The following is a 25,762-nucleotide window of genomic DNA, read 5'->3' on the forward strand; positions in this document are numbered from 1 at the left end:
CCGCTAGGAACCAACGAACGTCGGTTCCGGCCCAATACCCGACTTAGGTCGGTATACGTAGTGAAATACGGACCGGATCGTGGGAATGGCCACTCGAAGGGTTGACCGGACCCGGCCTTAGGGCGGGGGCTCGTAAGACTGTCGGTGGTGCCCCATAGGCTTGACGACGTGGCTGACCCGACCACCTACCGTCCCTCGCCGGGGAGCATCCCGGACGCCCCTGGCGTGTACAAATTTCGTGACGCCACGAAGAGGGTCATCTATGTCGGCAAGGCGAAAAGCCTCCGCAGCAGGTTGAACTCCTACTTCGCCGACATCACCGGCTTGCACCCGCGCACGCGCCAGATGGTGACGACGGCGGCGAGCGTCGAGTGGACCGTGGTCGGCACCGAGGTCGAGGCGCTCCAGCTCGAGTACAACTGGATCAAGGAGTTCGACCCGCGGTTCAACGTCCGCTATCGCGACGACAAGAGCTATCCGATGCTCGCCGTCACGATGAACGAGGAGTTCCCGCGCCTGCACGTCTATCGCGGCGCGCGGAGGAAGGGCGTGCGGTACTTCGGGCCGTATGCGCACGCTTGGGCCATCCGCGACACGCTCGACCTGCTGCTCCGGGTGTTCCCGGCGCGCACCTGCTCGGCGGGCGTCTTCAAGCGGCACGGCCAGATCGGCAGGCCTTGCCTGCTCGGCTACATCGGCAAATGCTCCGCGCCGTGCGTCGGCAAGGTCTCCGCCGACGAGCACCGGGGCATCGTCGAAGACTTCTGTGACTTCCTCGCCGGCCGCACCGACGCGCTGATCCGCCGCCTGGAACAGGAAATGGCGGCCGCGTCCGAAGAGCTCGAATTCGAGCGCGCCGCCCGGCTGCGTGACGACCTCGGCGCACTCCGGCGGGCGATGGAGAAGCAGGCGGTGGTGCTCGGCGACGGGACGGACGCCGACGTCGTCGCCTTCGCCCACGACGAACTCGAGGCCGCTGTCCAGGTCTTCCACGTGCGCGGCGGCCGGGTCCGCGGCCAGCGCGGCTGGGTGATCGACAAGGCCGAGGAGATGGACGTCAAGGACCTCGTCGACCACTTCCTCACGCAGTTCTACGGCGAAGAGGCCGAACGCGCGGACGACCCCGACCTCGGGTCGCCGGTGCCACGCGAGGTGCTCGTCCCCGAACTGCCCGCCGACGCGGAAGCAGTCGGCGAATGGCTTTCCGGGCTGCGCGGTTCGAGGGTGAGCCTGCGGGTGCCGCAGCGCGGCGACAAACGCGCGCTCGCGGAGACGGTGACGCGTAACGCAGGCGAGGCGTTCACCCAGCACAAACTGCGCCGCGCCGGCGACCTCACGGCCCGCTCGGCCGCGCTGGCGGAACTGCAGGACTACCTGGCACTGGAAACCGCGCCGCTGCGCATCGAATGCGTCGACATCAGCCATATCCAGGGCAGTGACGTGGTGGCGTCGCTCGTGGTGTTCGAAGACGGGATCCCGCGCAAGTCCGAGTACCGGCGTTTCGCGTTGCGCGAGGCCGCGGAGGAAGGCGACGTCGCGTCGATCGCCGAGGTCGTCCGCCGCCGTTTTTCCCGGTACCTCAAGGAAAACGCCGAGGGCGTCGAGGTCGATCCGGACCGCCCGGGCATCGACCCGGAGACCGGCAAGCCGCGCAAGTTCGCCTACGCGCCGAACCTGCTCGTCGTCGACGGCGCGGGCCCGCAGGCCACCGCGGCCGCGGACGTCCTTTCAGAGCTGGGCATCACCGACGTCGCCGTGGTCGGCTTGGCGAAGCGCCTGGAAGAGGTGTGGCTGCCGGGCGACCCCGATCCGGTGATCCTGCCGCGCACCTCCGACGCGCTGTACCTGCTGCAGCGGCTGCGCGACGAGGCACACCGCTTCGCCATCCGGTACCACCGGGAGAAGCGGTCCAAGCGGATGCAGGTGTCCGCATTGGACGGTGTGCCGGGACTGGGGCAAGCTCGTCGTACCGCGCTGATCAAGCATTTCGGCTCGGTGAAGAAACTCCGCGAAGCAAGACTCGAGGAGATCGAGGCGGTGCCCGGCTTCGGCAGGCGCACCGCTGAAGCGGTCGTCGCGGCACTCGCAGGGGAGTCCGCGGCGGCGGGGGAGTCTGGTAGTACGTGATCGGGGAAAGGACCATCGTGAGTGCGCAAGAAGAAGGCCGCGGATCCGGAATGGAGGTCGCGGTCGTTTCCGGCTTGTCCGGCGCGGGCCGCAGTACCGCCGCGAAATGCCTGGAGGATCTGGGCTGGTTCGTGGTGGACAACTTGCCGCCCGAGCTGATCGCCACCATGGTCGAGCTCGGCGCGCAGGCGCGGGGCGCGATCACCAAGGTCGCCGTGGTGATGGACGTGCGCTCGCGCGCGTTCACCGACGACCTGGCGTCGGTCATCAAGGACCTCGACGCCCGTGGCTACAAGCCGCGCGTCCTGTTCCTGGAGGCGACCGACGCGGTGCTGGTGCGCCGGTTCGAGGCCGTCCGCCGCGGGCACCCGATGCAGGGCGACGGCAGGCTCGCCGACGGCATCACCGCCGAGCGCACGCTGCTGGAGCCGCTGCGGGAAGAGGCCGACCTCGTGCTCGACACGTCGTCGCTTTCGGTGCACGACCTGCGCGCCAAGATCGAGGACGCCTTCGGTTCCGAGGCCGGCACCCAGACGCGGGTCACGGTCCTGTCGTTCGGCTACAAGTACGGCCTGCCGATGGACGCCGACCTGGTGATGGACGTCCGGTTCCTGCCGAACCCGTTCTGGATCCCGGAACTGCGCGAGCACACCGGCCTGGAGGGCGAGGTCCGCAACTACGTGCTCAGCCAGGAAGGCGCGGACGAGTTCCTCGACCGCTACCACCAGCTGCTGCGCCTGATCGGCGCGGGCTACAAGCGCGAGGGCAAGCGGTACCTGACGCTGGCCGTCGGCTGCACGGGCGGGAAGCACCGCAGCGTCGCCATTTCCGAGGAACTCGCCCAGCGTCTGTCCAATGAGGACGGGATGGCCGTGAAGGTGGTGCACCGCGACCTTGGCCGCGAGTAGCGAGCCGCGTGCGGTGGCACTGGGGGGCGGGCATGGCCTGCACGCCACCCTCACCGCGTTGCGCCGGGTGACCTCGCAGGTCACGGCCGTGGTCACCGTCGCCGACGACGGGGGCTCGTCCGGCAGGCTGCGCCGGGAACTCGGGTTGTTGCCGCCGGGTGACCTGCGGCAGGCCTTCGCGGCGTTCGCCGCCGAAGACGGCGGAACCCTGTGGGCGGAGGTGTTCCAGCACCGCTTCGGCGGTGACGGCGCGCTCGCCGGGCACGCCGTCGGGAACCTGTTGCTGGCCGGGCTGTTCGAGGTGCTCGGCGACCCGGTCGCCGCGCTCGACGAGGCGAGCAGGCTGATGGGCATCTCCGGCCGGGTCCTGCCGATGTCACCCGAACCGCTGGAAATCCAGGGTGAGGTTTCGGGTCTGGACGCCGAGAACCCCGAGGCACTCCGGCGGATTCGCGGTCAGGTGGCGGTGGCGACGACACCGGGGCAGGTGCACCGGATCAGCCTGCACCCGACAGGACAGGCCGACAGGCCGCCGCGCGGGTGTCCTGAAGCGATCGAGGCCGTGCTCCGCGCGGACGTGGTGTTCCTCGGCCCGGGGTCGTGGTTCACCAGTGTGCTGCCGCATCTGCTGGTACCGGATCTGCACGACGCGTTGCTCCGAACGGACGCCACGAAGGTGGTCATCCTCAACCTGATCCCCCAACCGGGGGAGACTGCGGGATTCTCCCCGGAGAAGCATTTGGACGTACTCTTCGAACACGCCCCGGAATTGCGGGTGGACGCGGTCATCGCGGATCGGGACTCGGTGCCCTCACCAGCCCGCTTGCGGGAGGCGGCCGGAAAACTCGGCGCGCGGGCGTTGCTGGGGGCGGTGGCTGACCCGGTCGTGACGGGGCGGCATGATCCTGATGCGCTCGCGAGCTGTATGCGGGACGCTCTCGGTCTCACCGGGGGAGGAGCTGAAGGTATGGAGGGGCAGCGATGGCGATGACCGCCGCCGTGAAGGACGAGCTGAGCCGGCTTGAGATCACCAAGATCGGCCCGCGCCGCGCGGAGGTCGCGTCGATGCTGCGATTCGCGGGCGGGCTGCACATCGTGGCCGGCCGTGTCGTGGTGGAGGCCGAACTCGACACCGGATCGGTGGCGAGGCGGCTGCGCAAGGAGATCCACGAACTGTACGGACACCAGTCCGACGTCCACGTCATTTCCTCCAGCGGGCTGCGCAAGGGGACGCGGTACGTCGTCCGGGTGGTCAAGGACGGTGAGGGCCTCGCCCGGCAGACCGGCCTGATCGACCAGCGCGGCCGCCCGGTGCGCGGGCTGCCCGCCGCCGTCGTGTCCGGCGGCGTCGCCGACGCGGAAGCCGCGTGGCGTGGCGCGTTCCTGGCGCACGGTTCGCTCACCGAACCCGGCCGCTCGTCGTCACTCGAAGTCACCTGCCCCGGCCCCGAGGCCGCGCTGGCGCTCGTCGGAGCGGCCCGGCGGATGGGCATCCAGGCCAAGTCGCGCGAGGTCCGCGGCGCGGACCGGGTCGTGGTGCGCGACGGTGACGCCATCGGTGCCCTGCTGACCCGCCTCGGCGCGCACACGAGCGTGCTCGCCTGGGAAGAACGGCGGATGCGCCGCGAGGTGCGCGCCACTGCGAACAGGCTCGCGAACTTCGACGACGCCAACCTGCGGCGCTCGGCCCGCGCGGCCGTCGCGGCGGCGGCCCGGGTGGAGCGGGCGCTGGACATCCTCGGCGAGTCCGCCCCGGACCACCTGCTCGCCGCGGGCAAACTGCGGCTGTCGAACCGGCAGGCCTCGCTCGAAGAGCTGGGCCAGCTGTCCGACCCGCAGATGACCAAGGACGCCGTCGCCGGCCGGATCCGCCGCCTGCTCGCGATGGCCGACAAAAAGGCGAAGGAACAAGGCATCCCGGACACCGAATCCGCGGTGACCCCGGACATGCTGGAAGAAGACGAGGCCTAGCCCCTTTTCGCGTTTAGTCCTCTAGTTGCGGCCCTTGCGCGTGCATCGATCGCAAGCAGAGGACTAAACGCGGGGCTCAAGGGGCGTTTCGCCGAAGACCTCGCAAGTCGCCGCGTCGCCCCGCACTGCGGCGGTGGCCAGAAGGACGGCTCCCGCGGTCCACGTGGTGCGCTCGTCCGGCCAGAACTCCTTGTCCGCGAACTGGTAGCCGGTCCAGTACGAGCCGTCGTCGTGCCTCAGCCGGGCGACGCACCCGAGGAGCTCGGCGGCACGCGCCCGGTCACCGCGGGTGGCGAGGGTGAGGGCCAGTTCGGCCGTCTCGCCGCCGGTCGCCCACGGTTCGTGGTGGACGCACCGCACGCCGAAGCCCGGTTCGACGAATCGGCTCCAACCGGCCTCGATCCGTTCCGTCGCCTCGGATCCGGTCAGCACTGAACCCAGAACCGGGTAGTACCAATCCATCGCGTGCGGCTTCGTGGCGAACACATCCGGCTCTTCGACGAGCGCGGTCCGCAGTCGCCGTGCCGCGAAGACCCACTGGGGCCGGTCCTGCCCCACCGCGCGAGCGAGCGCGAGTGCCTGGTTCAGTGCGTGGTGGATGCTGCTGCACCCGGCGACCAGCCGGACCAGGGGATCGGCTCGCCAGGCGATGGCGCCCGATGGCTGCTGACACCGCACGACGGCGTCGAGAGAACGGTCCACCACGGGCCACAAGCGTTCCACGAACGTCCGGTCGGCGGTCGCCAGAAAATGGTGCCTGACTCCGACAGCGACATAGGCCGTGAAGTTGGTGTCCATAGTGGACAGAATGACTTCGCCGTCTCGGTACTCGGCTGCCCAGGAGCCGTCGGCTCGTTGAGTGCGGGCGAGCCAGTCGTAGGCGGCTTCCGCTTCCGCGTGCATCCCGGCGACATCGAGACCCATCGCGGCTTCGATATGGTTCCACGGGTCGAGGTGACCGCCCGCCTGCCAGGGAATCCCGCCGTCCGGCCGCTGCACGGCGGCGATCGTGGCCGCGGCGGTCTTCATGGCTTGCGGGCGTAGACGACGAGGCTTTTGCCGAGTACCGGGTTCAGCACGCGTTCGGCGAGCCGGACCGGGCGGGGGCTCCGCATGATGTCCCACACCAGGAATCGGTGGTACAGCTCGCAAAGCCGGTGATCGGTATCGGGGCCGACCGCGCATTTCAGCCACCAGTAGGGCGAATGCAGCGCGTGCGCGTGATGACCGCCCAAGGGGCGCAAGCCCGCCTCACGCAGGCGTCCGAGGAGTTCGCCGCGCCGGTAGATCCGGATGTGCCCGCCTTCGACCTCGTGGTACTCGTCCGAAAGCAGCCAGCAGATCCGCTCCGGCCACCAGCGGGGCACGGTCGCCACGACCAGGCCGCCGGGAGCCAGAACCCGGCTTATCTCCGCGAGCACGGCACGGTCGGCTTGAATGTGTTCCAGTGTCTCCGCCACGATCACCCGGTTGAAGGCGCCGTCCGGGAAGGGAAGCCGGAGGGCGTTCGCGCGGACGGTCAGTGCCGACGCCGAGGCCGGGGCTTCTCCGGCTTCGGCGATGTTGGCGAACATGTCCCGAACATCCTTCAGCGCGGTGTCGTCGAGATCCGCGGCGATCACGTCCGCGCCCCGTTTGTAGGCCGCATAGGCGTGCCGCCCGTCACCGCAGCCGATGTCGAGCACCCGGTCTCCCGGGCCGACTCGGAATCGGTCGAAATCGACGGTCAGCACTCGGCACGCTCCTGTTCCGGCGCGCTGCCGAGGATCTCCCGGTAGCAGGCCGCGGTCTTCTCCGCCGTTCGCCGCCAGCTCAACTTCGCCGCGGCGGCAAGACTTCGCGCCGAGAGTTCGGCACGATGCCCGCCGTCGCCGAGGAGCGCGTTGATCGCGTCCGCGAGGATGCCGGGATCGCCTGGTGGCACCAGGATTCCGGCGTCTCCGACGACTTCGGGCAGTGCGCCCGCGGTCGTGGCCACCACCGGTGTCCCACAGGCCATCGCTTCCGCCGCGGGCAGCGAGAAGCCTTCGAACAGCGACGGCACGCACACGACTTCCGCCGAACAGAGAAGCCCGGCCAGGTCGTCGTCCGAGAGACCGTTGACGAATCGCACGTTCGCGGCGGGACCGAGGTCCGCCATGGCCCGCGCCGTCGGTCCGCCCGATTTCGGCTTGCCCACCACGACCAGTTCGCCGTCGACCTTCGCCCAGGCCTTGAGCAGGACGTCCAGGCCTTTGAGGGGTTCGTCCGCGCTGGCGGTGGTGACGACCCTGCCCGGCACCCGCGCGATCCCGGGTCTGGGCTTGAAGATCCGGCTGTCGGCCGCGAGCGGTACGACCCGGATCCGGTCCTTCGGGACCCCCATCTCACGAGTGATCGCTTCGCCTGAGGCGCGGGAGACCGTAAGCGCGGGCAGCCGTCGTGCGACACGATGTTGCATGTGGACGAAGCCATACCACCGGTCGACCCGGTCCGCCTCTCGGCCGGTGACGGTGGCGAGTTTCAGATCCCGGTCCACCGCGATGGGGTGGTGGATGGTCGCGATCGTCGGAAGTCCACAGTGGAGCATTCCGTAGCCGAGCCCCTGATTGTCGTGCACGACGTCGAATTCGTGCCGTCGCTTCGAGAGGTGCCGGGCGGCGCGCAGTGAGAAGGCCAGTGGCTCGGGAAAGCCACCGCGCCGCATACCGAGGAACTCCACCCAAGCGGGCAGGTCGCGGAGTTCCGCAAGCCTCGGGGTGCGGAAGGGGTTCGGCTCGGCGAACAGATCGAGTCCCGGCAGCTTCGTCAGCCGCACACCGTCTTCGACCTCCGGGTAAGGCGGCCCGGCCAGCACCTCGACCCGGTGGCCCAGCCCGGCGAGTTCGCGGCTCAGATGCCGTACGTACACGCCTTGCCCGCCGGAACGAGGATTTCCCCGGTAGCTCAGCAGGGCTATCCGCAGGGCCGTCACCGATCATTCCCCGGTGGTTCGGCCGTTTTCCTCACCCAGAACCCGTGCCAGGTCTCGCAGCGTGACGTGATGGGGTCGGCCTCGCCCAGTTCCCGGGCCGCGCGCCGCGACCACATGGCCCAGCGTTCCCGATTTTCGAGAGGGATGCCGGACACGCGGCGTTCCAGTGCGAGGAGCGCGTCCTCTCGCAGCCCCGCCAGCCACAGATGCTCCGCTTCGTTGGCGGAAGCGTAGTTCTGCTCGTTCGTCGGTTCCGCGGTGCCGGAGGGCGGTTCGACCTCGCCGGACGCGGCCGCCAGCCGGCTATGCAACCGTGCCGCGTCGCCGGGAGGTGGCGAGGCCGCGCCACCGGTCCACAGCACGGTTTCGGTCGGCAGTCCCGCCGCCGCCCGGCTCACCGTGCCACCCAGTCCGGCCAGCACGTCCCGGACGTAGACCGTCCGGTCCGGACCGCCGCTCGCCGCGCTCGCCCTGGTCAGGATCGAGATCGGGATCGGGCCGCGAGAGGCCGCCAGGTGCAGCAGGTCCAGCAAGATCGCTTGCGCCGGGCGCGGTGAGGCTGTCGAACCGGTGTCCTCGTCGGCTTCCGGCCATTGCTCCTCCTGGCCGACGCTGATGAAGGTTACGGTCGAATCGCCGACCCGGACCACGTCGCGATGCGACAGCCCGACGCTCAGCACCCGCTCCCCGTTGACGAAGGTGCCGTTGGCCGAGTCCAGGTCGGTCAGCCACGCGCTCTCGCCGTTCCAGCGGATTTTGCACTGCATGCGGGAGACCCGCGAATCGGCGAGGCGGAGACCGGCTTGGCGGCTGCGGCCGAGGGTGGTGATCCCGAAGGACAGTTCGTGGTTGACGGGAGGTTGGCCCGGAACGTCGATGATCAGCGAGGCGGGCGTGATCGTCGGAGACGTGACCGAACCGGCGTCGTGGGCGGGCTCTCTGCGTTCGTCTCCCCTCGGACGACCCCCGTGCGTGGGTCCCGGGTCCCCGATGATCGGGGGATCCTGCCAGGGGAGACCGGGCGCCAGGGACAGGCGCACGACTTTCGCGTCCGGAAGGTTCTCCGGGGTTCGCGTCGCCACCACCGTCTTCACCCACGACAGGTCCGGATCGGTGGACAGGCTCCGCAGAAAGCCGTTCAGGCGCGAGGCGACGTCCGGGTCGAGGTCGTCCAGCCCGTCCATCGCGATCCGCACCGGGCTTGCCGTCCACTGTGGAGTGACGGTCCGCAGCGGGCCGAGAATGGCCAGATCGAAAGCGCTTGCGCCGTTGCGTGCGCTCTCGTCGAGGGTGCTCAGGAAGCGCTCGCGGGACTCGGCGAACCACGGGATCGTGTGCCGCAGCTGCCGGGCCAGCTCCCGTGCGAGCTGTTCCGCGGTCTGCCCACGGGTGGCGAACAGCACGGCGTGCAGGAAGTCCGGCGGCACATAGGATCCCGCCACCGACGGGCGGGCGAGCGCGGCCAGCGTCGCCGATTTCCCGGCACCGGCCGCACCGGTGATCGCGACCAGGCGAGCCCCGGTGAGCAGGTGCCCGACGGTCTCCCCGAGCTCCGGCTTCTGCCGGTAGTTCGCGGTCAGCCGTTCGATGTCCGGCGCCGCGGGATTGCCTGCCAGCGGCGAACGACGCCACGCGGGGGAGGAGTTGAGCGCCAGCCACAGTCCCTGATCGGCTCCGACGACCTCGCGGGTGCCGTCGAAACCGAGGTGGATCGCGGTCTGCGCCGGGCACAGCCCGGTGATGACCCGCTTGAGATCCGCGCAGCGGACGTGTTCGCCGAAACTCGTGTGCCCCGAGCGCAGGACGGTGACCAGCGAGCGGCTGAAGCAACCGTTGGCCGCGACGCGGTCGTCGGACGCGGTGAGCAGGTCGAACCGTCTGCCCGCTTCGCCGACGATCCGCAGCCAGCGCCTGCCCGCCTGCAGCGCGCCGATCCCCGCGTGGCAGGTGTCGAGCAGGATGACCAGGCCGTCGAGCGTCGAATGACGGCCGAGCAGTTCCTTGATCCGCTGGGCGAACAGGAAGGACTTCCGGCTGTCCACCGGCAGGCTGGTTTCCTTGGTGAGGAAGTAGAAGTCGTCGGCGGCGTATTCGCCGTGCCCGACGAGCGACAGGAAAAGTGTCGCCTCGTCCTCCGCCGCGCGTTCGAACGCCTCGGCCAGCGCGTCGTCGAGTTCGGTCATCGTCGGGTCGACCAGCAGGCCGCGGCCGTCCGCGAGGGCGGGGACACAGCCGCCGATGCCAGGATCCAGCAAGGCCGTCGAAACCTCGTGGCCGACGTCGGGGAGGAACGAGAGAAGGTTCAGCGAATCGCATTGCGACGCGACGACCAACGACCTCCGCTCTCCCACGGAGATCACTTTGTCTCATCGGCGGTGCACCGGCAAGCACTTCGACGATACTGTGCGCCATGGCTCGGATCGTTCTGGTGCACGGCATCGCCCAGGAACAGAAGTCCGCGGACACCCTCGAGGCGGAATGGCTGCCGAGCCTCGCGGGCGGGGTCCGGCTCGCCGGCGATCACGCACTGGCCGACACCCTGTGGCGTGACTCCCGGCCCGGCGACGCGCGGATGGCCTTCTACGGCGACCTTTTCCTCCGCGACGGCCAGCAGGGCGGCGCCGACGAACTGACCGTCGAAGAGTGGGGGCTCGCCGAGGCGCTGGCGGCGGAATGGCTCCGGAACGCGGCCTCCCGGTCGTCTCGGGAAAGCGACCGGAGCCGGGCACGGACCGATCTGGCCCAGCTCGGCGGCGCCTCCGAGGAGTACCAAGGCGTCCGCGCGGCAGCCCGTCCGGTGCTGAACGCGCTGGTGCGGCTGCGGCCGTTCGCGAGGCTCGGGGTGGCGTTCGCCGAACGCGTGGTGGTCAAGGCGCTCAGACAGGTGACGCTCTACCTCACCGACGAGACGATCCGGAAACAGGTTCAGGATCGCGTCGCCGAGCACATCGGACCGGAGACCGAGGCGATCATCGGGCACTCGCTCGGTTCCGTCGTCGCCTACGAAGCCGCCCATCTGCACGGCCGCCCACTGCCGTTGCTGCTCACCCTGGGGTCGCCGCTCGGCCTGCGCACGGTGGTCTACGAACGGACCCGCCCGCAGCCGCCGTCCGTCCCGCCCGGCGTCGCGAGCTGGGTGAACCTGGCCGACAGGGACGACCTTGTCGCCGCGAAACCGGACCTCGGCCCGCTGTTCCCCGGCGCCGACGGCGTCCTGGACAGCGGATACACGGTCGACAACGGGGCGAAACCGCACGAGGCGGCGTTCTACCTCGCCAAGCGCCGGACCGGCGAGGTCCTCTCCAAGACGTTGTCCTAGCTCGCGGTCGCGCTCAGCGCCTTGACCGCCGCGGGTTGCCAGCCCGGCGGGCCGAACACGTACCCGAGTTTGTCCCGCCACGATCCGGCCGCGCGGACGTCGCGCAGGATCGAGCCGTACTCGTGGAAACCGACCTTGAGCAGGTTGTGGGACTCGACGTTCTTGGTCAGCCCGTAGGTCGGCCGCTTGCCCTCGGGTACGAAACTGCCGAACATCCGGTCCCAGATGATCAGGATGCCGCCGTAGTTCGCGTCCAGGTACTCCTGGTCGCTGCCGTGGTGCACACGATGGTGTGAAGGCGTGTTGAACACGTACTCGAACCAGCGCGGCAGCTTCCGGATCTTCTCGGTGTGCACGAAGAACTGGTAGACGAGGTCGATCGACAGTCCGGTGAGGATCATCCACGGGGGAATGCCGGCGATGGCGAGGATCGACCAGAATGGCAGCTGGAAGTACGGGGTCCACTTCTGCCGCAGCGCCGTCGAGAAGTTGTAGTGCTCGCTCGAATGATGCACCTGGTGGCCCGCCCACATGAGCCGGACGCGGTGGCTCGCCCGGTGGTAGGCGTAGAAGACGACTTCCTGGCCCAGCAACATCATGACCCAGGTCCACCAGTCGTGCGGGCTGAACTTCACCGGCGCCAGTTCGTAGAGCGCGGCGAACACGAAGAGCATGCCGATGCGGAAGACGCCGTTGATCACCACCGCCACCGCGCCCATGGACATGCTGGTCCGGGTGTCCTTGACGCTGTAGCCGATGACGTTGTCGTCGTGGCCCAGCACGTGCAGCGCGAGGATCTCGATCGCGACGAACAGCAGGAACACCGGTGTCGCCATCAGTACCGGGTCACTCAGATGGGCAAGAAAATCCGCCACCGCGCCGCACCCTCTTCCAGGTCTCGTGATCTGACTGCCAGGTAACTTACCCTAGGGTCATTTACCTCAGGGTAAGATACCCGCCGTGACTGAAGCAAGGGCCGTCGGCACGAAGGGGGTGCCCCGTGAAGAGCGGGAAACCCAGATCGTGCGCGCCGGGACGGAGGAGTTCGGCAAGAACGGGTACGCCGGGGCGTCGATGGTGGAGATCGCCCGCCGGGTCGGTGTCACGAAACCCTTGCTGTACCAGTACTTCGGTTCGAAGGACGGGCTGTACCTCGCCTGCCTGCACCGTGCGGGGGACAGGCTGACCGAAGGGGTCGCCGAGACGATGGCGGAGGAGGGCGCGCCGCCCGAAGGGATGCCGCTCGCGGTGCTCTCGGCCATTTTCGAGACGTTCGACAACGACAGGTACGCGTGGAAGCTGCTTCGTGACTCGACGGTGCCTTCGACCGGTGAGATCGCCGGTGTCGCGGTCGACTACCGCTACCGGCTCGACGGGTTCGCGCTGATCGGCGCCGCCCAGCTGATGCACTCGCGGGGACTGGACGACGATCGCGACATCGAGGCGATCGCCCAGGTGTGGACCGGAGTGGTCGATTCACTCATCAGCTGGTGGATCGACCAGCCGGATCAGGACGCCGCGGCGATGACCGAGCGGTGTTCGCGGATCATGCGGAACCTGTTCGGCTGGTGAGCGCGGCGGCAGCTGCCTCGCAGTCGGCGAAGGCGAGCGGCGGCCGGTCGGCCAGCGGGAACCAGGCGTACTCGGAATTCTCTTCCGACAGCACGATTTCCGCGTCCGGTGGGAGTTCGCAGGTGAAGGCGAGCCCGATCGTCTTCAAGCCGGTGTCGCCGTAGACCGACGAATACGATCCGGCGAACCGGAGATTCCGGAGTTCGCAGCCGATCTCCTCGAGTCCTTCGCGGACGAGGTTCTCCTCGGCGGTCTCGGCGCCGGAGAGGAAGCCGCCGACGGTGTCCCAGCTGCCCTTCCGGGGCTCGTGTTCCCTGCGCAGCAACAGGATCCGGTCGCCGTCGAGGATGAGACCGACCGTGGTCGGCAGCGGGTTGTCGTATTTGGTGAAGCCACATGCGGGGCACTCGGCATGAGTTTCTTCGCCTTCGCCGGCGAGCCTTGTCCGGTCGCCACAGCGGGGGCAGAACGTCCAGTCCTTCACCGGCCGAAGCTTAGCGGCCGGTGAAGGACCGGACATCAGGCCTGGATCAGAACCACCACTGGTTCTTGGCGCCCGACACGAAGTCCCACAGCTGCACGACGCCGCCGTCACGCCCCGCGGTGCCGAGGTCGGAGTCGAGGTAGCGGCCGTTGCGCACGTTCTGCAGACGCAGGAAGCCCTCGGGGTTCTCGGTGACCGAGAACCACTGGTTCGACGCGGCGGGCAGGTAGTCCCAGAGCTGGATCTTGGTGCCGTTGCGGTCGATCGAGCCGAGGTCGGCGTCCAGGTACCGCCCGCTCTGGGCGTTCTGGAAGCGGTAGTGGCCCTCGGGGATCTGGGTGACGTACCAGCCCTGGTTGGCAGGGAAGGTGTTGTCCGGCTGGACGAGACAGGTCCACAGCTGGACCTTGGTGCCGTTTCCGTTGATGGTGCCCAGATCCGCGTCCAGGCAGCGGCTCTCGTCGGACGCCGGGCCGATCAGGTACGCCTGCTGCTGAGCGGCGATACCCACGCCGTGGATCTTGACGGGCCGCAGCGACAGCTGGCCGATGTCGATGCGCTGGTCCGCCTGTGCGGCGGGCGCGCCGAACAGCGCCGAGAATCCGGCGAGCACGGTCATGGACACGAGGAATCGCTTGAGATTACGCATTTTTCTCCCCAGTTCACCGCAGGTGTCTCCACTGGGCCCCGACCAGGACAACCTGCTGACCATGATCTTGCCGTCCGGCCGAGACGGCGTCAACGAGGTTGTTTCCCACGAAAACGCCACCCCGTCGGGAAATCCCGGACGGGGTGGCGTCTCTCCAGTTCACACTGGATACGGTCGGGGTGCCCGGCGCCGCTCCGGACACCCCGGCCGTGACTCAGGACGCGGCTTGGGATTTGCCGCGCAGTTTGACGTTGGCCGTCGAGGCGTTCTTGATCGCCGTCTCGATCTGCGCCATCGTCGAGGACGAAGACAAGCCCGGCACCGTCGCCGTGTTCAACGCGTAGAGCGTGAACGTGTAGGGATGGCTGGAACCGCCGGGGCAGGGGCCGAAGTACTTCTGCGAGTTCGCCCCGCTGCCCATGGCCTTCTGCTTGGCGCCGTTCTGGTTCGGGACGGTGTAACCCGCTCCCAGACCTTCGGACAGCGACGCCGCGGACGCCGGGATGTCCCAGATCGCCCAGTGCAGTTTGTTGCCGTTGTTGGCCACGTCGGCGAAGACGACGGCGTATCCCTTGGCATTGGTGGTCCCGGCACCCCACGCCAGCGGTGGGGAAGTGTCCTGGCCCGCGGTGCCGTCACCGGCGCAGGTGTACTTGTCCGGGATGGTGGCGTTGTCGGCGAACGCGGAACTGGCCAGCTTGAACGCTCCCGGCTGCGAGGCACCAGGGAACTTCAGCCGCACCACCACGTTGTCGATCCCGCTCGGCGTGCCGCCGTTCTTGTCCGCGTTGGTCGAGGTGACCCACAGGCCGCCGTCCGGGGTCTTGGTGACCGAGCGGAGCCTGCCCCAGCGGCCGGAGAACAGCGACTGCACCGAACCGACGCCGGTGCCCGCCGCGTTGATCTGCGTGGCGAAGAGCTGCTCGCTGGTGACAGCCGCGACGTAGATCCAGTCGTTGACGATCTCGATCCCGCTCGGCCCGCCGGAACTGGTCGGCCAGGTCTTCTTCGGCGCGACCGTGCCACCGCAGCTGCCGTCGGTGCCCTCACACTGGGGCCAGCCGAAGTTGCCGCCCTTCTGGATCAGGTTGAGCTCGTCCAGCTTGCCGTCGCCGAACTCCGAAGCCCACAGCTGGCCGCGGGAGTCCCACGCCAGGCCCTGCGGGTTGCGGTGCCCGAAACTCCAGACGTAGCGGGCGTTGCCGCCGGTGGAGAAGAACGGGTTGTCGTTCGGTGCCGAGCCGTCGGGGTTGACCCGCAGGATCTTGCCGTTGAGCGAGCCCTTGTTCTGCGCGGTGTCCTTGTTCTGCCCGTCGCCGGCGGTGACGTAGAGCTTGCCGTCCGGACCGAAGCGCAGCCGTCCGCCGTTGTGGTAACGGTTCTTGGCGATCCCGGTGAGGACCGGAGTCGACGTCGAAGACAGCTTTCCGTTGTCGTAGGTCATTTTCACGATCCGGTTGTCGCCGGAAGCCGTGTGGTACAGGAAGATCGAGTGGTCGCTGGCGTAGTTCGGCGAGATCGCGATGCCGAGCAGACCGCCCTCGCCGTTGGTGCCGACAGCCCCGGGAACCTTGCCGACAGTGGTCTTCTCGCCCGACGGCGTGATCCGCAGGATCTCGAACCGGTCTCGTTCGGTCGCCAGCGCGCTGCCGTCCGGCAGGAAGTCGACGGACCAGGCGAGGTCGGCCTTCGTGATGTCCTTGTCGTACTCGGGAATCCCGCCGCCCGCGTTCCCGCTCGTCTTCGCGGTCAGCGCGGTGCTCGCGGCGGAGACGTTGCCGTCGAGGTCGCGGGCCTTCACGGTGAACGTGTACGACGTGTTCGCGGTCAGCCCGGTGATCGTGGCGTCGAGCGAAGGCGTCGTCGCGACCTTCGTGGTGCCCTGGTAGACGTCATAGCCGGCGATGGTGCCGCTGTCGTCCGTGGAAGCGTTCCACGCCAAGGAGACGCTGTTCGCGGTCACCGACGTCGAGCGCAGGTTCCCCGGCACGGTCGGCGGGGTGGTGTCCCCGCTGGACGGTGTCGTGAACTGCACGACATTGCTTTGCTGCGAAGGGTTTCCGGCCGCGTCGAAGGCGCCGACGGAGATGTCGTAGGCCGTGTTCGGCTGCAGGTTGTCGACGGTCGTGGTGAGCGTGTTCCCGTCGACGCTCTTGAGGACGTTGCCGCCGCGCATGACGTCGTAGCGGACCACGCCGACGTTGTCGGTCGCGGCCTCCCAGGTGAAGGTGGCGCTACGGGCCTTGACGTCCTTGGCGGCCAGGTTCTTGGGCGGGGTCGGCGCTTCGGCGTCGGCCACTCCGCTCACGGTGAGCTTGTCCGCGTTGGGGCCGCCTTCCGCGGTCGTCGCGGTGGTGCGGATCTTGTTGGCCCCGGCGGCCAGCGCGACGTCCTTGGTGACGGTCTTCCAGGTGGTCCACGCACCGGTGCCAGGGAAGGACAGCGTCCCGGCGGACGTGCCGCCGACGCTCAGCGAGACCGGCCTGTCGACCGTGGTTCCGTTGGCGTAGCGGAAAGTCAGCGTCTGGGTTCCGGCCTGCGCGGCGTTCACCGTGTACTCGACATAGCTGCCGACGACGTTGTCGAAGTTCACGAACCCGGTGCCGGAATAGCCCGCGTGGTTCTTTTCGACGGCGCCTTGGGAGATCGTCGCGGCTTCGGATTCGAGGTCGGTCGGTGCCGCGCCGGCGGGAAGGGCCGGCAGGACGGCGAAGGTCATCGCCGTCGCGGCGGCACACGTGAGAAGCGCGCGCCACGGTGGTCGGGGTGCCACTGGAGCCTCCATGCGTGAAGTCGGGGTCGGGAGGGTGCAACGGCGGACCGGGCGGGACCCGGCGGGAGGTGGAGTTTTAGTTAGGAAACTTTCCTATCTATGGGTCAGATCACACACCAGTGGGTGCTGCGTGTCAATAGTCGACGAAGACACTCACGGAGTGTGATCCTCGGCGTCGCGGTCAGCGGGACGGCGACACCTTTAGGGCGCATTTAGTCCTCTGGATGCGGTACTTGCACAGGCAACTACCGCATCCAGAGGACTAAATGCGGGGTAGGGCGAACGTGTCATGGCGTTGAGGTGTGCGCCCAATGTGGCATTGGGGCCTTCCCCGCGTGCGATGCGGCGAAAGTCCCCTTCACCAGCCCGACACGTTTGCCGTACCTCTCACTGGAACACCACTCGCGTCCGCGCCTCGGCAGAGTCCCTTAAGGACGGTCAGAAAGAGAGGGGTCAGCCGGCGATGTCCGCCCGCGCGATCACCTTCGTGATCCGCGCTCGCACCAAGGACTCCTCGGGTACGGCGTTGCGCTTGCCGTAGGCCTCGGCCTTGTCCGCGCCCATGTACCGGCCACCGAGCTTGGTCGCCCATTCGAGCATCTCGTCGTAGTCGGTGTGCAATTCCGCCTCGGCGGTGAACTGCACATACGAGTACGGCGGCTTCTGGTCGTCGACGGCCAGTGAGAGCCGCGGGTCGCGCCGCAGCGCCTTCCCCTTGAGGGTGTCCGTCCCGGTGGTGAAGATCAGCTCGTCCCCGTGAGGCCCCTCGTTCAGCAGGAACCACACCGGCGTCACGATCGCCGCCCCGTTGGCGCGCACCAGGCCGAGCATGCCCGTCCGGGTGCCCTCGCTCGCGAAGCCCCACCATTCGTCCCGGCTCATTTCACGCATGGATCAGACGCTACCGGGGCGTGCGGCGGCGAGCAGCCCCGGTCACCCGGGGGTGGACGCTGCCCGGACCCCCGGTCGCCGGGCAGCGTCCAGACCCGGCTACCGGCAGGCGAGCCGGGTGATCTTGACGACCTCGTCGTCGTGGATCCGGTGCCAGGTGCCCGACGCGTAGGCCGGGCCGCCGTCGTAGTCCTCCCCGCCCCATCGGTTGACGATCGTGCGCAGATGCGCGGTGCAGCCCACCGGGATCCGCACCCCGTCGATGTCGGTACGCGGGCCGGTCCGCCCGCCCGCGCTCAGCGGTGTGGTGTCGGTGTAGATCTGGCCGTTGAAGTTCCTGGACACCGTGACGACGCGCGAGGTGTCGTTGAAGACCCCGCCGCACCAGTTCACGACCGGGGTGCAGTTGCCGTCCTCCGACGCCGAAGCCGGCGCCCAGTTCGCGCCCGAGATGAGCAGAGCGGCGGCCGCGGCCACCGGAACGAGTGAACGTTTCATGGTTAATTCCTCCCTTATCGGCTGTCCGACACCTCCACGACAGCAGTCGACAGGCGGCCTGAACAGGGGAAACGGTGTCTCACGGTGTCGCGTCTTGTCCCGCGACACCGTGACCGGCCGCGTCAGAATGGCGATGGGGAGGGGGTGGACCATGTCCACTGCGAAGGAGTTCGGCGCACTGCTGCGCGAGGAGCGCGGAAGGCTCACTCAAGAATGCGTCGCCAAGCGATCCGTGGTCGGTCAGGACGCGCTGACCCGGCAGCGGGTCTCCAACATCGAGAACGGCCTGCTGCCGACGGCCGGGCAATTGCGCTGCTATCTGCGAGGCTGCGGCAAGCCCGAACTGTTCGAACGCTTCGACGGGATCCGGAGCGAGGTGAAGACGGGCCCGTCGCGCGCCATGCCATGGCGAAGACGCGCGATCCGGGTGGGCTCGGCGGTGGCCGCCGTGCTCACTGCCGCTTCCGTCGTGCTCGTCCTGTCCACGAACGGCTCCGGCCCGATTCCGGCTGCCGTCGTCGCTCCGGAGTGTGTGGAAGGTTTTCTCTGTTTCTGGCCGGAACCCGGCTACGGCGGGGCCAAGGTGCAGCTCCCACCCGACTGGGCCGGGGACGGTCGCCAGTGTGTCCCGCTGCCTTTCCCCGCGAGGTCGATGGTGAACCGCAGCGCGGAACGGCACTGGGGCTACGCCGGGCGGGACTGCGCCGGTGGCGACCGGACGATCCTGCAGCACCGAGGGGGCACCGAACCCTCGATCCTGATCCAGTCCTACATCCACACCTGAGCTCCGCCCGGTCACCCGTGCGGGGTGTCGGGGGTGCCGACTAGCCTGGCCTGCTGTGCGAGACGACGAGCTGACCGGGATGGGGCTGGCCGACGAGGGGCTGACCCGCCGCCTCAAGGCGCTGGCCTGCACCGCGCCCTTGCACGACCTCGACGCGCGCAAGGCGAAGCTGGACTGGGCGGACGCCACGATCTACCAGATGGCCGAGATCGCCCTGCACACGATCGACCAGGTCACCGTGTCGATGGACTTCGACACCGGCGCCGACCACGAACAGGTGATCGTGCGGCTGCTGCCGTTCGTCGCGCTCCAGGCGCCTGGCCGGACGCCGGACGAGCACGCCAAGGTCGCCCGGTGGGTCCTCGACAACCTGATCAACGTCGGCACCACCGACCGCGGGTTCCGCCGCGTCTACGGCTCCATCGGCCCCGGCGGCGGCTACCAGCGCCGTCAGTTCGACTTCAAGCTGCTGGTCGAGCTCGCCGCGCCCGACGGCGAGGTCTACCTGCGCGCCACCGACGAGGCGATCAACGTGCTGGTCGGCGCGCTGGACACCGACGTCGAATCCGCGCAGATCGCGGCCGAGGTCAAACTGGAGAACCTGATCAGCCGCGGCCGCCTCGCCGACGCGAAACTCGCCGCCGAGCAGGCCCGCTACCGGACAGTCCAGTACGGCGAGACGCTGCGCGCCAAACTCGACGCCACTCGGCGTGACGTGCGCGCCGTCGACTGGGAGCGCGAGGTCCCGGACCTGCTGGACCAGGCGCTGTCCCATATCGAGTCCCGCTTCCGCGCCGAGAACGCGATCCTCAAGAACATCACCGCGTCCCGCGACGAGACCGAGGACCTCGACCGCAAACGCCGGGCCGCCGAACTCGTCGACATCGTCGGCGACTGCATCCGCCGCCACACCCGGCTGCAGTCGAGGCTCGCCGACGCCGGAGCGGTCTTCCGCGCCGAACAGGACCGCCAGCAGTTCTCCGGGCCGCCGCAGCGCGCGACGATCGACCTGTTCGGCCAGCTCCTGATGCCGACGCTGGGCCTGCCGATCGCCGAGGCCGTCGCGCCCGCCGAGTCGTTCTTCCACGCCGGTGCCGGGATCTCCCCGCCGACAGTGCCGTCGCTGTCCTCGCTGGTGTCGCTGCTGCTGCGCCCGGCACCGGAGCGCGACCAGCTCGTCGGCGAGATCCCCGAACCCGAGCTGATGCCCGCCGACGTCACCGACCGCTTCGGCGACGAGCAGTGGCGCCTCGCCGACGACCTGCTCGATCTGCCGGAGGTGCCACGGAGGCTGTCCGGGCTGCTCGAAGAGGCCCGCCGGATCGATCCCGGGCTGCCCGCCCTGGTCGCGCTGCGGGCGGTGCACGCCTACAGTCCCGAGGTCGGCGCGGCGCTGCGGCTGGGGCAACGCCAGGTGCTGCTGGCCGTCGACGACGGCACGCTGCTCGAAGACCCCGAGTTCGGCGGAGCGGATCTGCTGCTTTCGTCGGCCAGGGTCGATCGTGAGGATCAGGAAGAGGAGGAGGTCGCGTGACGACGGCGATTTCTACAGGGGACGTCGAATCCGCGGCCCGGCTCGTCTCGTTCGGCATGCGCCCGAAGCAGCTGCCGTCGCGGGACGTCGTCTATGGCGATCTCGTCCGGCGCTACGGCGAGGACAGGGCGTTCAAGCAGCTCACGCACGCTGTCGCCGCCGGGCTCGGGTTGATGGTGCTGGAGGTCAACCTCCAGGCCGGTGCCGTGCTCGCGGCGACCGACGAGTCCGTGTTCGAGATCAAGATGGACAGCTACGCGCGGCAGAGCAAGATCCGCGAACGTCGCGAGACCGAGAAGGTCCTGCACGGGCTCGTCCACCTGGCCACCGCCGCGCTCGGCTACCCGCGTCCGGACGATCTGGCCAACGACACCTATATCGGCCGAGTCAGTGTCGAGCAGGTGGATGCGATGGTGCGCGAGGCCTGCCGGATCCTCGACGAGCGCGCGGCGGAGGCCGAGGCCAACAACGATCCGCTGGCCGACGCGCCCGAACTCGAACAGGCCTGGCGCGCCTACGCCCGGCGTCCGGCCGCGGCGGCGACCAAGGACGGCAGGCTGGCGTCGGACACCACCCGCGGCATGGTCGCGCGTGCGCTGCGTTTCCTTGCCGACCAAGGCTTTCTCGTCCAGGTCAGCGGGGAACAGGGCGGGACCTACCGGACGACACCGCGCTACCAGGTGCAGGTGCGCGAACTCGCCGCCGACGCGGCCTTCGACGATCTGCTGGAGCTGAACGTGGTCTCGGTCGCCAACGGCGGCGGGACCCTGCGTGCCGCTGCGTCGGACACGCTCTAGAGGGGAAGAGATGTACGAGCTTTCGCGGGTTCGCCTGCACTCGGTGGGTCCGGCGGGCGCGCGGTACCAGGACGTCGTGCTGGACTTCAGCGGCGTCGGGGCGGCCATCACCGCGCCCAAGCAGGACGCGCTGTTCAGCGCCGGGATCCACCTGGCGGGGGAGGGGCCGCCGCGGCGCCCGTCGCCGGCGAGCGTGCTGTTCCTGGAGAACGGCGGCGGCAAGTCCGTCCTGATCAAGCTGATCTTCTCGGTCATGCTGCCCGGCCGCCGCCAGGTCGTCGGCACGACGAACACGAAGGTGCTGGAGAAGTTCGTCGCCGCCAAGGACGTCTCGCACGTCGTGCTGGAGTGGCTGCAGGTCGAGACCGGGCACCGGGTGATCACCGGCAAGGTGTCGGAATGGCGCGGGCACGTGGTGTCGGCGGATTCGGAGAACCTCGCCGACTCCTGGTACTGCTTCCGCCCCACGCCGTCGCTCGATCTGGACACGCTGCCGCTGACGTCGGACGGCAGGCTGCTGACGATGTCCGGTTTCCACGACCAGCTCGACAAGGTGCACGGCGGCGAGCCGGAACTGGAGCTGTTCTGGACCCGGCGCCACCACGAGTGGACGTCCAGGCTCGACGGCCTCGGCCTCGACACCGAGCTTTTCCGTTACCAGCGCGCGATGAACGCCGGTGAGGGCGAGGCGGCGGACGCCTTCGCGTTCAGCACCGACGAGGCTTTCGTCGAGTTCCTGCTGCGCGCTGTCCTCTCGGAGGAGGAGCCGAAGGATCTCGCCGAGGTCGTCGCGACCTACGCGCACAATCTCGCCCAGCGCGGGGACCTGCTGTCGGAGCGGGACTTCGTCGCGGGCGCGCTCGACCTGCTCACGCCGCTGGCGGAGGAGGAGGGCGTCGCCGCCGCGTCGCGGAAGCTCGCCGACGCGGCCCGCGCCGAGATGCGGACGCTGGCCGGTCAGGTCGCCGCCCGCGACAAGCTGGAGAACGAGCGGCTGAGCGGGCTCGATCAGCACGTCGACGAGGTGAAATCGGCGGAGAAACTGGCCGAGGGCGACCATCGCCGTCTCACCGCCGGGGTCACCGAACTCCGTCGCCTGGTCGGGAAGCTGCGGCTCGACGACGCGTCCGAGAGTAAGAAGCGGATCGACGGCGAACTGGCCGAGGCCAAGACGGTCGCCGAGGCCTGGCGTGAATGCGCCACCGTGCTCAACCACCTCAACGCCGCCCGTAAGGCCCGTGATTTCCGGGAACTGGTGGGGAATCGCGAGCAGAAGGCGCAGCCGGCGCTGCAGGCGCGCAACACCGCCGCGGCCGCGCTCGCGCGGGGCCTGCTGGCACTGGCCAAGAACGCGACCGATCAGGCCGCGAAGGCCGAAGCGCATGTCGGCGCCCTGCGCGCCGAAGCGGAGAAGGCGCAAGCCGAACGGGACGAGTCGGCGAACCTCGCGGCCTCGCGCCGGGCGGAGGCCCGCGGGCTGGGCGCGCGGATCGCCGAGATCCGCGAGGAGATCGCGGAAACCGTCCGGTCCGGCGCGCTCAAGGCCGGGGCCGACGTCGCCGAGGCGGCGCGCGCGGCCCGGACCGAGGTCGAGACGACCGCGGCGGAACTCGCCCGCCGCGAACAGGAACTCGAACGCGTGGCCGAGGATCTGCGGTCCGCGCAGGTCACCGTCAACGACGCGCACCGGCTCGCGGGCTCCACCGACGACAGGCTGGAGCGCGCGGCCGAGGAACTCGACAGGGCCAACCGGCGTACCGACGCGCTCGCCGTCGAACCGCGGCTGAGCGAACTCCTCGGCGCGGACGACGTCGCGCTGGAGACGGATCTTCCGGTGCTGCTGGAGCGGCTTCGCGAGGCGGGTTCGGCCGCGGAGAAGGAGCAGACCGCGCTGCGGATGGAGGAATCCGTCGACGAGCGCGCGCTGAACGCGCTCGGCTCCGGCGGTCTCCTGCCCGCCCCGGAAGAGGTCCAAGCGGCGCTGGACGCGCTGGAAGCCGCCGGGATGAACGCGTGGTCCGGCTGGCGCTATCTGTCTACTTTGGACAAGAAGCGGCGGGCGGCCGTACTGGCCCGTGCGCCCCAGCTGGTCTCGGGGATCCTGCTCAACGAGCCGGAGCAGGTCCGGCGGGCCGAGAAGGTGCTGGCGGAGCGGCGTCTGCTGCCCACCACGATCATCCCGGTCGCCACGACCGAGGCCACCACGGCCGACCGGCTGCCGGGCGAGGCGGGCATCGAGTTCCTCGTGCCGCCCAACCCGGCGATGTACGACGAAGAAGCCGCCGACGCCGAGCGGGAGGCCATCGCGCTCCGGCACGCGGAACGGCAGCGGCGCCTGGAAGCACTGGCGACGTCGCTGACCGACGACAGCGCGCTTTCGTGGAAACTCAAGACCTGGCGCGAGGACTACCCGCCCGGCAGCATCGCGACGCTGGCCGAGCAGTTGCAGAACGCGCGCACCGCGCACGAGACCGCGCGGACCGCGTTGGCGCAGGCGGAGAAGGAGTTCCAGCGGCTCGGCGAGAAGGCGACGGGGCTGCGGGAGCGGGTTCCCGAGCTGCGCGCGGCTTCGGCCGGGGCGGGGGAGCGGGCGCGTGGCCTGGAAACACTCGCCACACGTGCCGCGAAGATTCCCGAGTGGACGGACGACGTCGAGCGCGCGACGGAGACCGCCGAGCGGGCCGAGTCGACGGCGTCAGAAGCCGCGGTGAAGGCTTCCCGGCTGCGTGAGCAGGCCGGTGAGGAACAGCGCACCGCCGACGGGCACCGGCGCACGGCGACGACCGCGAAGTCGGAACTGGCCGAGGTCCCGGGATCGAGCGACGTCACCGAGGACGACCCAGCGCCCGCCGAGCCGGTGGACGCGCTGCGGCGTACCTTCGCGTCGGCTTCCGAGGCGTATGCGAAGGTCGAGGTCGGCAGTGACCTCCGCGCCGAACTCGACCAGGCCGAGAGCGTCGAGGCGTCCGCGAGGGCGGCCGTCGAAGCGCTGGACGAAGCCGTCCGCGAGCGGGCTTCGACGCTGCTGGAGACGCCGGACGGTTCCGACGCTTCGGCGCGCGCGGCGGCGCAGGCGCGGGCGAACCGGGCGGTCGCGGTGCTGGAGGAGGAGCGCACCGAGATCGTCGGCCTCGTCGCGACCCGCAAGGCCGAGCTGAGCCAGCTTCCGGAACAGCCGTCAGCGCTCGCCGCGATCTCCTCCGACGCGCGGCCGCAGGACATCGAGCACGGCCTCGCGCTGATCGACGACGCCAGCCTCGAAGTGTCCGCCGCCGCGCGGAAATGGGAAGAGCTTCAGGAACGCCGTGCCGCCGCCGAAGCGACACTGGAGTCCGCCAAGACCTCCGCGTCCGGTTTCGGCCTGCTGGCCGAGTCGATGGCACATCTGCTGTCCAAAGACGATGATGAGGCGGCGTTCGACGGCGACGTCGAATCCGCGCGAGCCAAGCACTCCCGGCTCAACGCCTCCCTCACCGAAGCGCAGGACGCGGCCGACGCGGGCGACCGCCGGGTGCGGGCCGCGGCCGACCAGCTCGCGCAATACGCCACGGACAAGCGGTTCGAGAAGCTCAGCACGCCGGTGCGGCAGCAGGTGATCTCGGTCCGCCGGGACCAGCTGCCCGCCCACGCCGCGGAATGGGCCGAGGCGCTGCGGCCGCGGTTGCGCACGCTCACCGACGATCTCGCGCAGATCGACCGGCACCGCGGCGGCATCATCACCCGCCTGCAGGGCATGGTCGACGGCGCTTTGCGCACCCTCCGTGCGGCGCAACGGGTTTCGCGGCTGCCGGATGGTCTCGGCGACTGGTCGGGCCAGGAGTTCCTGCGGATCCGTTTCACCGAACTCGAAGAGAACGTGCTCGCCGAGAAGCTGGGCGAGGTCGTCGACGAGGCCGCGGTGGGGAAGACCTCCGACGGCCGGGACGTCAAGCGGGACGGGCTCTCGCTCGTGCTGCGCGGCGTGCAGGCCGCCGCTCCCAAGGGTTTCCGGGTCGACATGCTGAAGCCGGACTCCGTGCTGCGGACCGAACGGCAGCGCGTTTCCGAGATCCGGGACGTGTTCTCCGGCGGGCAGCAGCTGACCGCGGCGATCATCCTGTACTGCACCCTGGCGGCGCTGCGGGCGAACAACCGCGGCAAGGCGCGCAACCGGCATTCCGGCGTGCTGTTCCTCGACAACCCGATCGGGCGCGCTTCGGCGGGTTACCTGCTGGAGTTGCAGCGCGCGGTCGCGGAGGCGCTGGGTGTCCAGCTGATCTACACGACCGGCCTGTTCGACGCCGGCGCGCTGAGCGAGTTCCCGCTGATCGTTCGGCTGCGCAACGACGCGGACCTGCGGGCGGGCCGCAAGTACCTGTCCGTCGACGCGACGATCCGGAACGCGACCGACGAACTCGGGGAGCCGGACGGTGTCGCGCGGCTCTCGGCGACGCGGCTGTTCACCCGGCCTTCAGAAGAGCCTGAGCAGGAAGAGGAGACAGCCTGAGGGGGATGTGGCACGC

20 protein-coding genes are annotated in these 25,762 nt (G+C 69.3%); 10 read left to right on the forward strand and 10 right to left on the reverse strand.

The window, feature by feature from the left end; genetic code table 11:
- The first annotated feature begins 168 nt into the window (after positions 1-168).
- From uvrC to whiA, 4 genes are read left to right on the forward strand one after another with little or no spacing between them, the layout of a single operon-like run.
- Complete coding sequence (uvrC, locus tag ACFOSH_RS06755) at positions 169-2,127, forward strand: excinuclease ABC subunit UvrC (RefSeq protein ID WP_378237813.1); 1,959 nt, start codon at positions 169-171, stop codon at positions 2,125-2,127.
- Between the two features lie 50 nt (positions 2,128-2,177).
- Positions 2,178-3,035, forward strand: a complete 858-nt coding sequence (rapZ, locus tag ACFOSH_RS06760; RefSeq protein WP_039915897.1) for an RNase adapter RapZ — start codon at positions 2,178-2,180, stop codon at positions 3,033-3,035.
- Positions 3,022-4,026, forward strand: a complete 1,005-nt coding sequence (locus ACFOSH_RS06765) for a gluconeogenesis factor YvcK family protein (RefSeq protein WP_378237814.1) — start codon at positions 3,022-3,024, stop codon at positions 4,024-4,026. Before rapZ ends, ACFOSH_RS06765 begins: the two co-directional genes overlap by 14 nt.
- Complete coding sequence (gene whiA, locus ACFOSH_RS06770) at positions 4,017-5,006, forward strand: DNA-binding protein WhiA (RefSeq protein WP_061980674.1); 990 nt, start codon at positions 4,017-4,019, stop codon at positions 5,004-5,006. The genes ACFOSH_RS06765 and whiA overlap by 10 nt, the downstream gene beginning before the upstream one ends.
- A 63-nt stretch (positions 5,007-5,069) precedes the next feature.
- Here the strand turns inward: whiA and ACFOSH_RS06775 are convergent, their stop codons facing one another.
- The 4 genes from ACFOSH_RS06775 to ACFOSH_RS06790 are packed head-to-tail and all read right to left on the reverse strand — an operon-like array spanning position 5,070 to position 10,310.
- The gene (locus tag ACFOSH_RS06775) at positions 5,070-6,035 is read right to left on the reverse strand and encodes a prenyltransferase (RefSeq protein WP_378237815.1); all 966 of its coding nucleotides are present in this window, start codon (positions 6,033-6,035) and stop codon (positions 5,070-5,072) included.
- A complete protein-coding gene (locus ACFOSH_RS06780) occupies positions 6,032-6,739 on the reverse strand; it encodes a class I SAM-dependent methyltransferase (protein ID WP_378237816.1) in 708 nt (235 codons plus the stop codon). Before ACFOSH_RS06780 ends, ACFOSH_RS06775 begins: the two co-directional genes overlap by 4 nt.
- Positions 6,733-7,959, reverse strand: a complete 1,227-nt coding sequence (locus ACFOSH_RS06785) for a glycosyltransferase family 4 protein (RefSeq protein WP_378237817.1) — start codon at positions 7,957-7,959, stop codon at positions 6,733-6,735. The genes ACFOSH_RS06780 and ACFOSH_RS06785 overlap by 7 nt, the downstream gene beginning before the upstream one ends.
- Positions 7,956-10,310 (reverse strand): FHA domain-containing protein, encoded by a 2,355-nt coding sequence (locus tag ACFOSH_RS06790; RefSeq protein ID WP_378237818.1) that lies wholly within the window; start codon positions 10,308-10,310, stop codon positions 7,956-7,958. The genes ACFOSH_RS06785 and ACFOSH_RS06790 overlap by 4 nt, the downstream gene beginning before the upstream one ends.
- Before the next feature lie 59 nt (positions 10,311-10,369).
- Between ACFOSH_RS06790 and ACFOSH_RS06795 the strand changes: the two genes are divergently transcribed.
- Positions 10,370-11,278 carry a hypothetical protein gene (locus tag ACFOSH_RS06795; protein WP_378237819.1) on the forward strand — a complete coding sequence of 303 codons (909 nt, stop codon included), beginning with the start codon at positions 10,370-10,372 and terminating at the stop codon, positions 11,276-11,278.
- Here ACFOSH_RS06795 and ACFOSH_RS06800 read toward each other — a convergent pair.
- A complete protein-coding gene (locus tag ACFOSH_RS06800) occupies positions 11,275-12,153 on the reverse strand; it encodes a sterol desaturase family protein (protein WP_378237820.1) in 879 nt (292 codons plus the stop codon). The two genes, ACFOSH_RS06795 and ACFOSH_RS06800, sit on opposite strands and share 4 nt — an antisense overlap.
- A gap of 85 nt (positions 12,154-12,238) precedes the next feature.
- Here ACFOSH_RS06800 and ACFOSH_RS06805 point away from each other — a divergent pair, with 85 nt between their 5' ends.
- Complete coding sequence (locus ACFOSH_RS06805; protein WP_378237821.1) at positions 12,239-12,850, forward strand: TetR/AcrR family transcriptional regulator; 612 nt, start codon at positions 12,239-12,241, stop codon at positions 12,848-12,850.
- Here the strand turns inward: ACFOSH_RS06805 and ACFOSH_RS06810 are convergent.
- From ACFOSH_RS06810 to ACFOSH_RS06830, 5 genes are all read right to left on the reverse strand, one after another.
- Positions 12,825-13,334 (reverse strand): NUDIX domain-containing protein, encoded by a 510-nt coding sequence (locus tag ACFOSH_RS06810; RefSeq protein WP_378237822.1) that lies wholly within the window; start codon positions 13,332-13,334, stop codon positions 12,825-12,827. The two genes, ACFOSH_RS06805 and ACFOSH_RS06810, sit on opposite strands and share 26 nt — an antisense overlap.
- A 46-nt stretch (positions 13,335-13,380) precedes the next feature.
- On the reverse strand, positions 13,381-13,983 hold the full coding sequence (locus tag ACFOSH_RS06815) for an RICIN domain-containing protein (RefSeq protein ID WP_378237823.1): 603 nt from the start codon (positions 13,981-13,983) through the stop codon (positions 13,381-13,383).
- 214 nt (positions 13,984-14,197) lie between these two features.
- Positions 14,198-16,702: a PQQ-dependent sugar dehydrogenase gene (locus ACFOSH_RS06820; protein WP_378237908.1), complete on the reverse strand. Its 2,505-nt coding sequence runs from the start codon at positions 16,700-16,702 to the stop codon at positions 14,198-14,200.
- Positions 16,703-17,209: 507 nt separating this feature from the next.
- Positions 17,210-17,647, reverse strand: a complete 438-nt coding sequence (locus ACFOSH_RS06825; RefSeq protein ID WP_378237824.1) for a PPOX class F420-dependent oxidoreductase — start codon at positions 17,645-17,647, stop codon at positions 17,210-17,212.
- A 99-nt stretch (positions 17,648-17,746) separates the two neighbouring features.
- A complete protein-coding gene (locus ACFOSH_RS06830; RefSeq protein WP_378237825.1) occupies positions 17,747-18,145 on the reverse strand; it encodes a hypothetical protein in 399 nt (132 codons plus the stop codon).
- A 151-nt stretch (positions 18,146-18,296) separates the two neighbouring features.
- Between ACFOSH_RS06830 and ACFOSH_RS06835 the strand changes: the two genes are divergently transcribed.
- From ACFOSH_RS06835 to ACFOSH_RS06850, 4 genes are all read left to right on the forward strand, one after another.
- Positions 18,297-18,929, forward strand: coding sequence for a peptidase inhibitor family I36 protein (locus tag ACFOSH_RS06835; RefSeq protein WP_378237826.1), 633 nt, complete (start codon positions 18,297-18,299; stop codon positions 18,927-18,929).
- Between the two features lie 79 nt (positions 18,930-19,008).
- Positions 19,009-20,463 (forward strand): hypothetical protein, encoded by a 1,455-nt coding sequence (locus tag ACFOSH_RS06840; RefSeq protein WP_378237909.1) that lies wholly within the window; start codon positions 19,009-19,011, stop codon positions 20,461-20,463.
- Between the two features lie 56 nt (positions 20,464-20,519).
- Positions 20,520-21,260 (forward strand): hypothetical protein, encoded by a 741-nt coding sequence (locus ACFOSH_RS06845; RefSeq protein ID WP_046199931.1) that lies wholly within the window; start codon positions 20,520-20,522, stop codon positions 21,258-21,260.
- 10 nt (positions 21,261-21,270) lie between these two features.
- On the forward strand, positions 21,271-25,746 hold the full coding sequence (locus ACFOSH_RS06850; protein WP_378237827.1) for a hypothetical protein: 4,476 nt from the start codon (positions 21,271-21,273) through the stop codon (positions 25,744-25,746).
- Positions 25,747-25,762 lie beyond the last annotated feature (16 nt).

It is taken from the genome of Amycolatopsis speibonae (genome assembly GCF_042647925.1).
Classification (GTDB): Bacteria; Actinomycetota; Actinomycetes; order Mycobacteriales; family Pseudonocardiaceae; genus Amycolatopsis; species Amycolatopsis speibonae.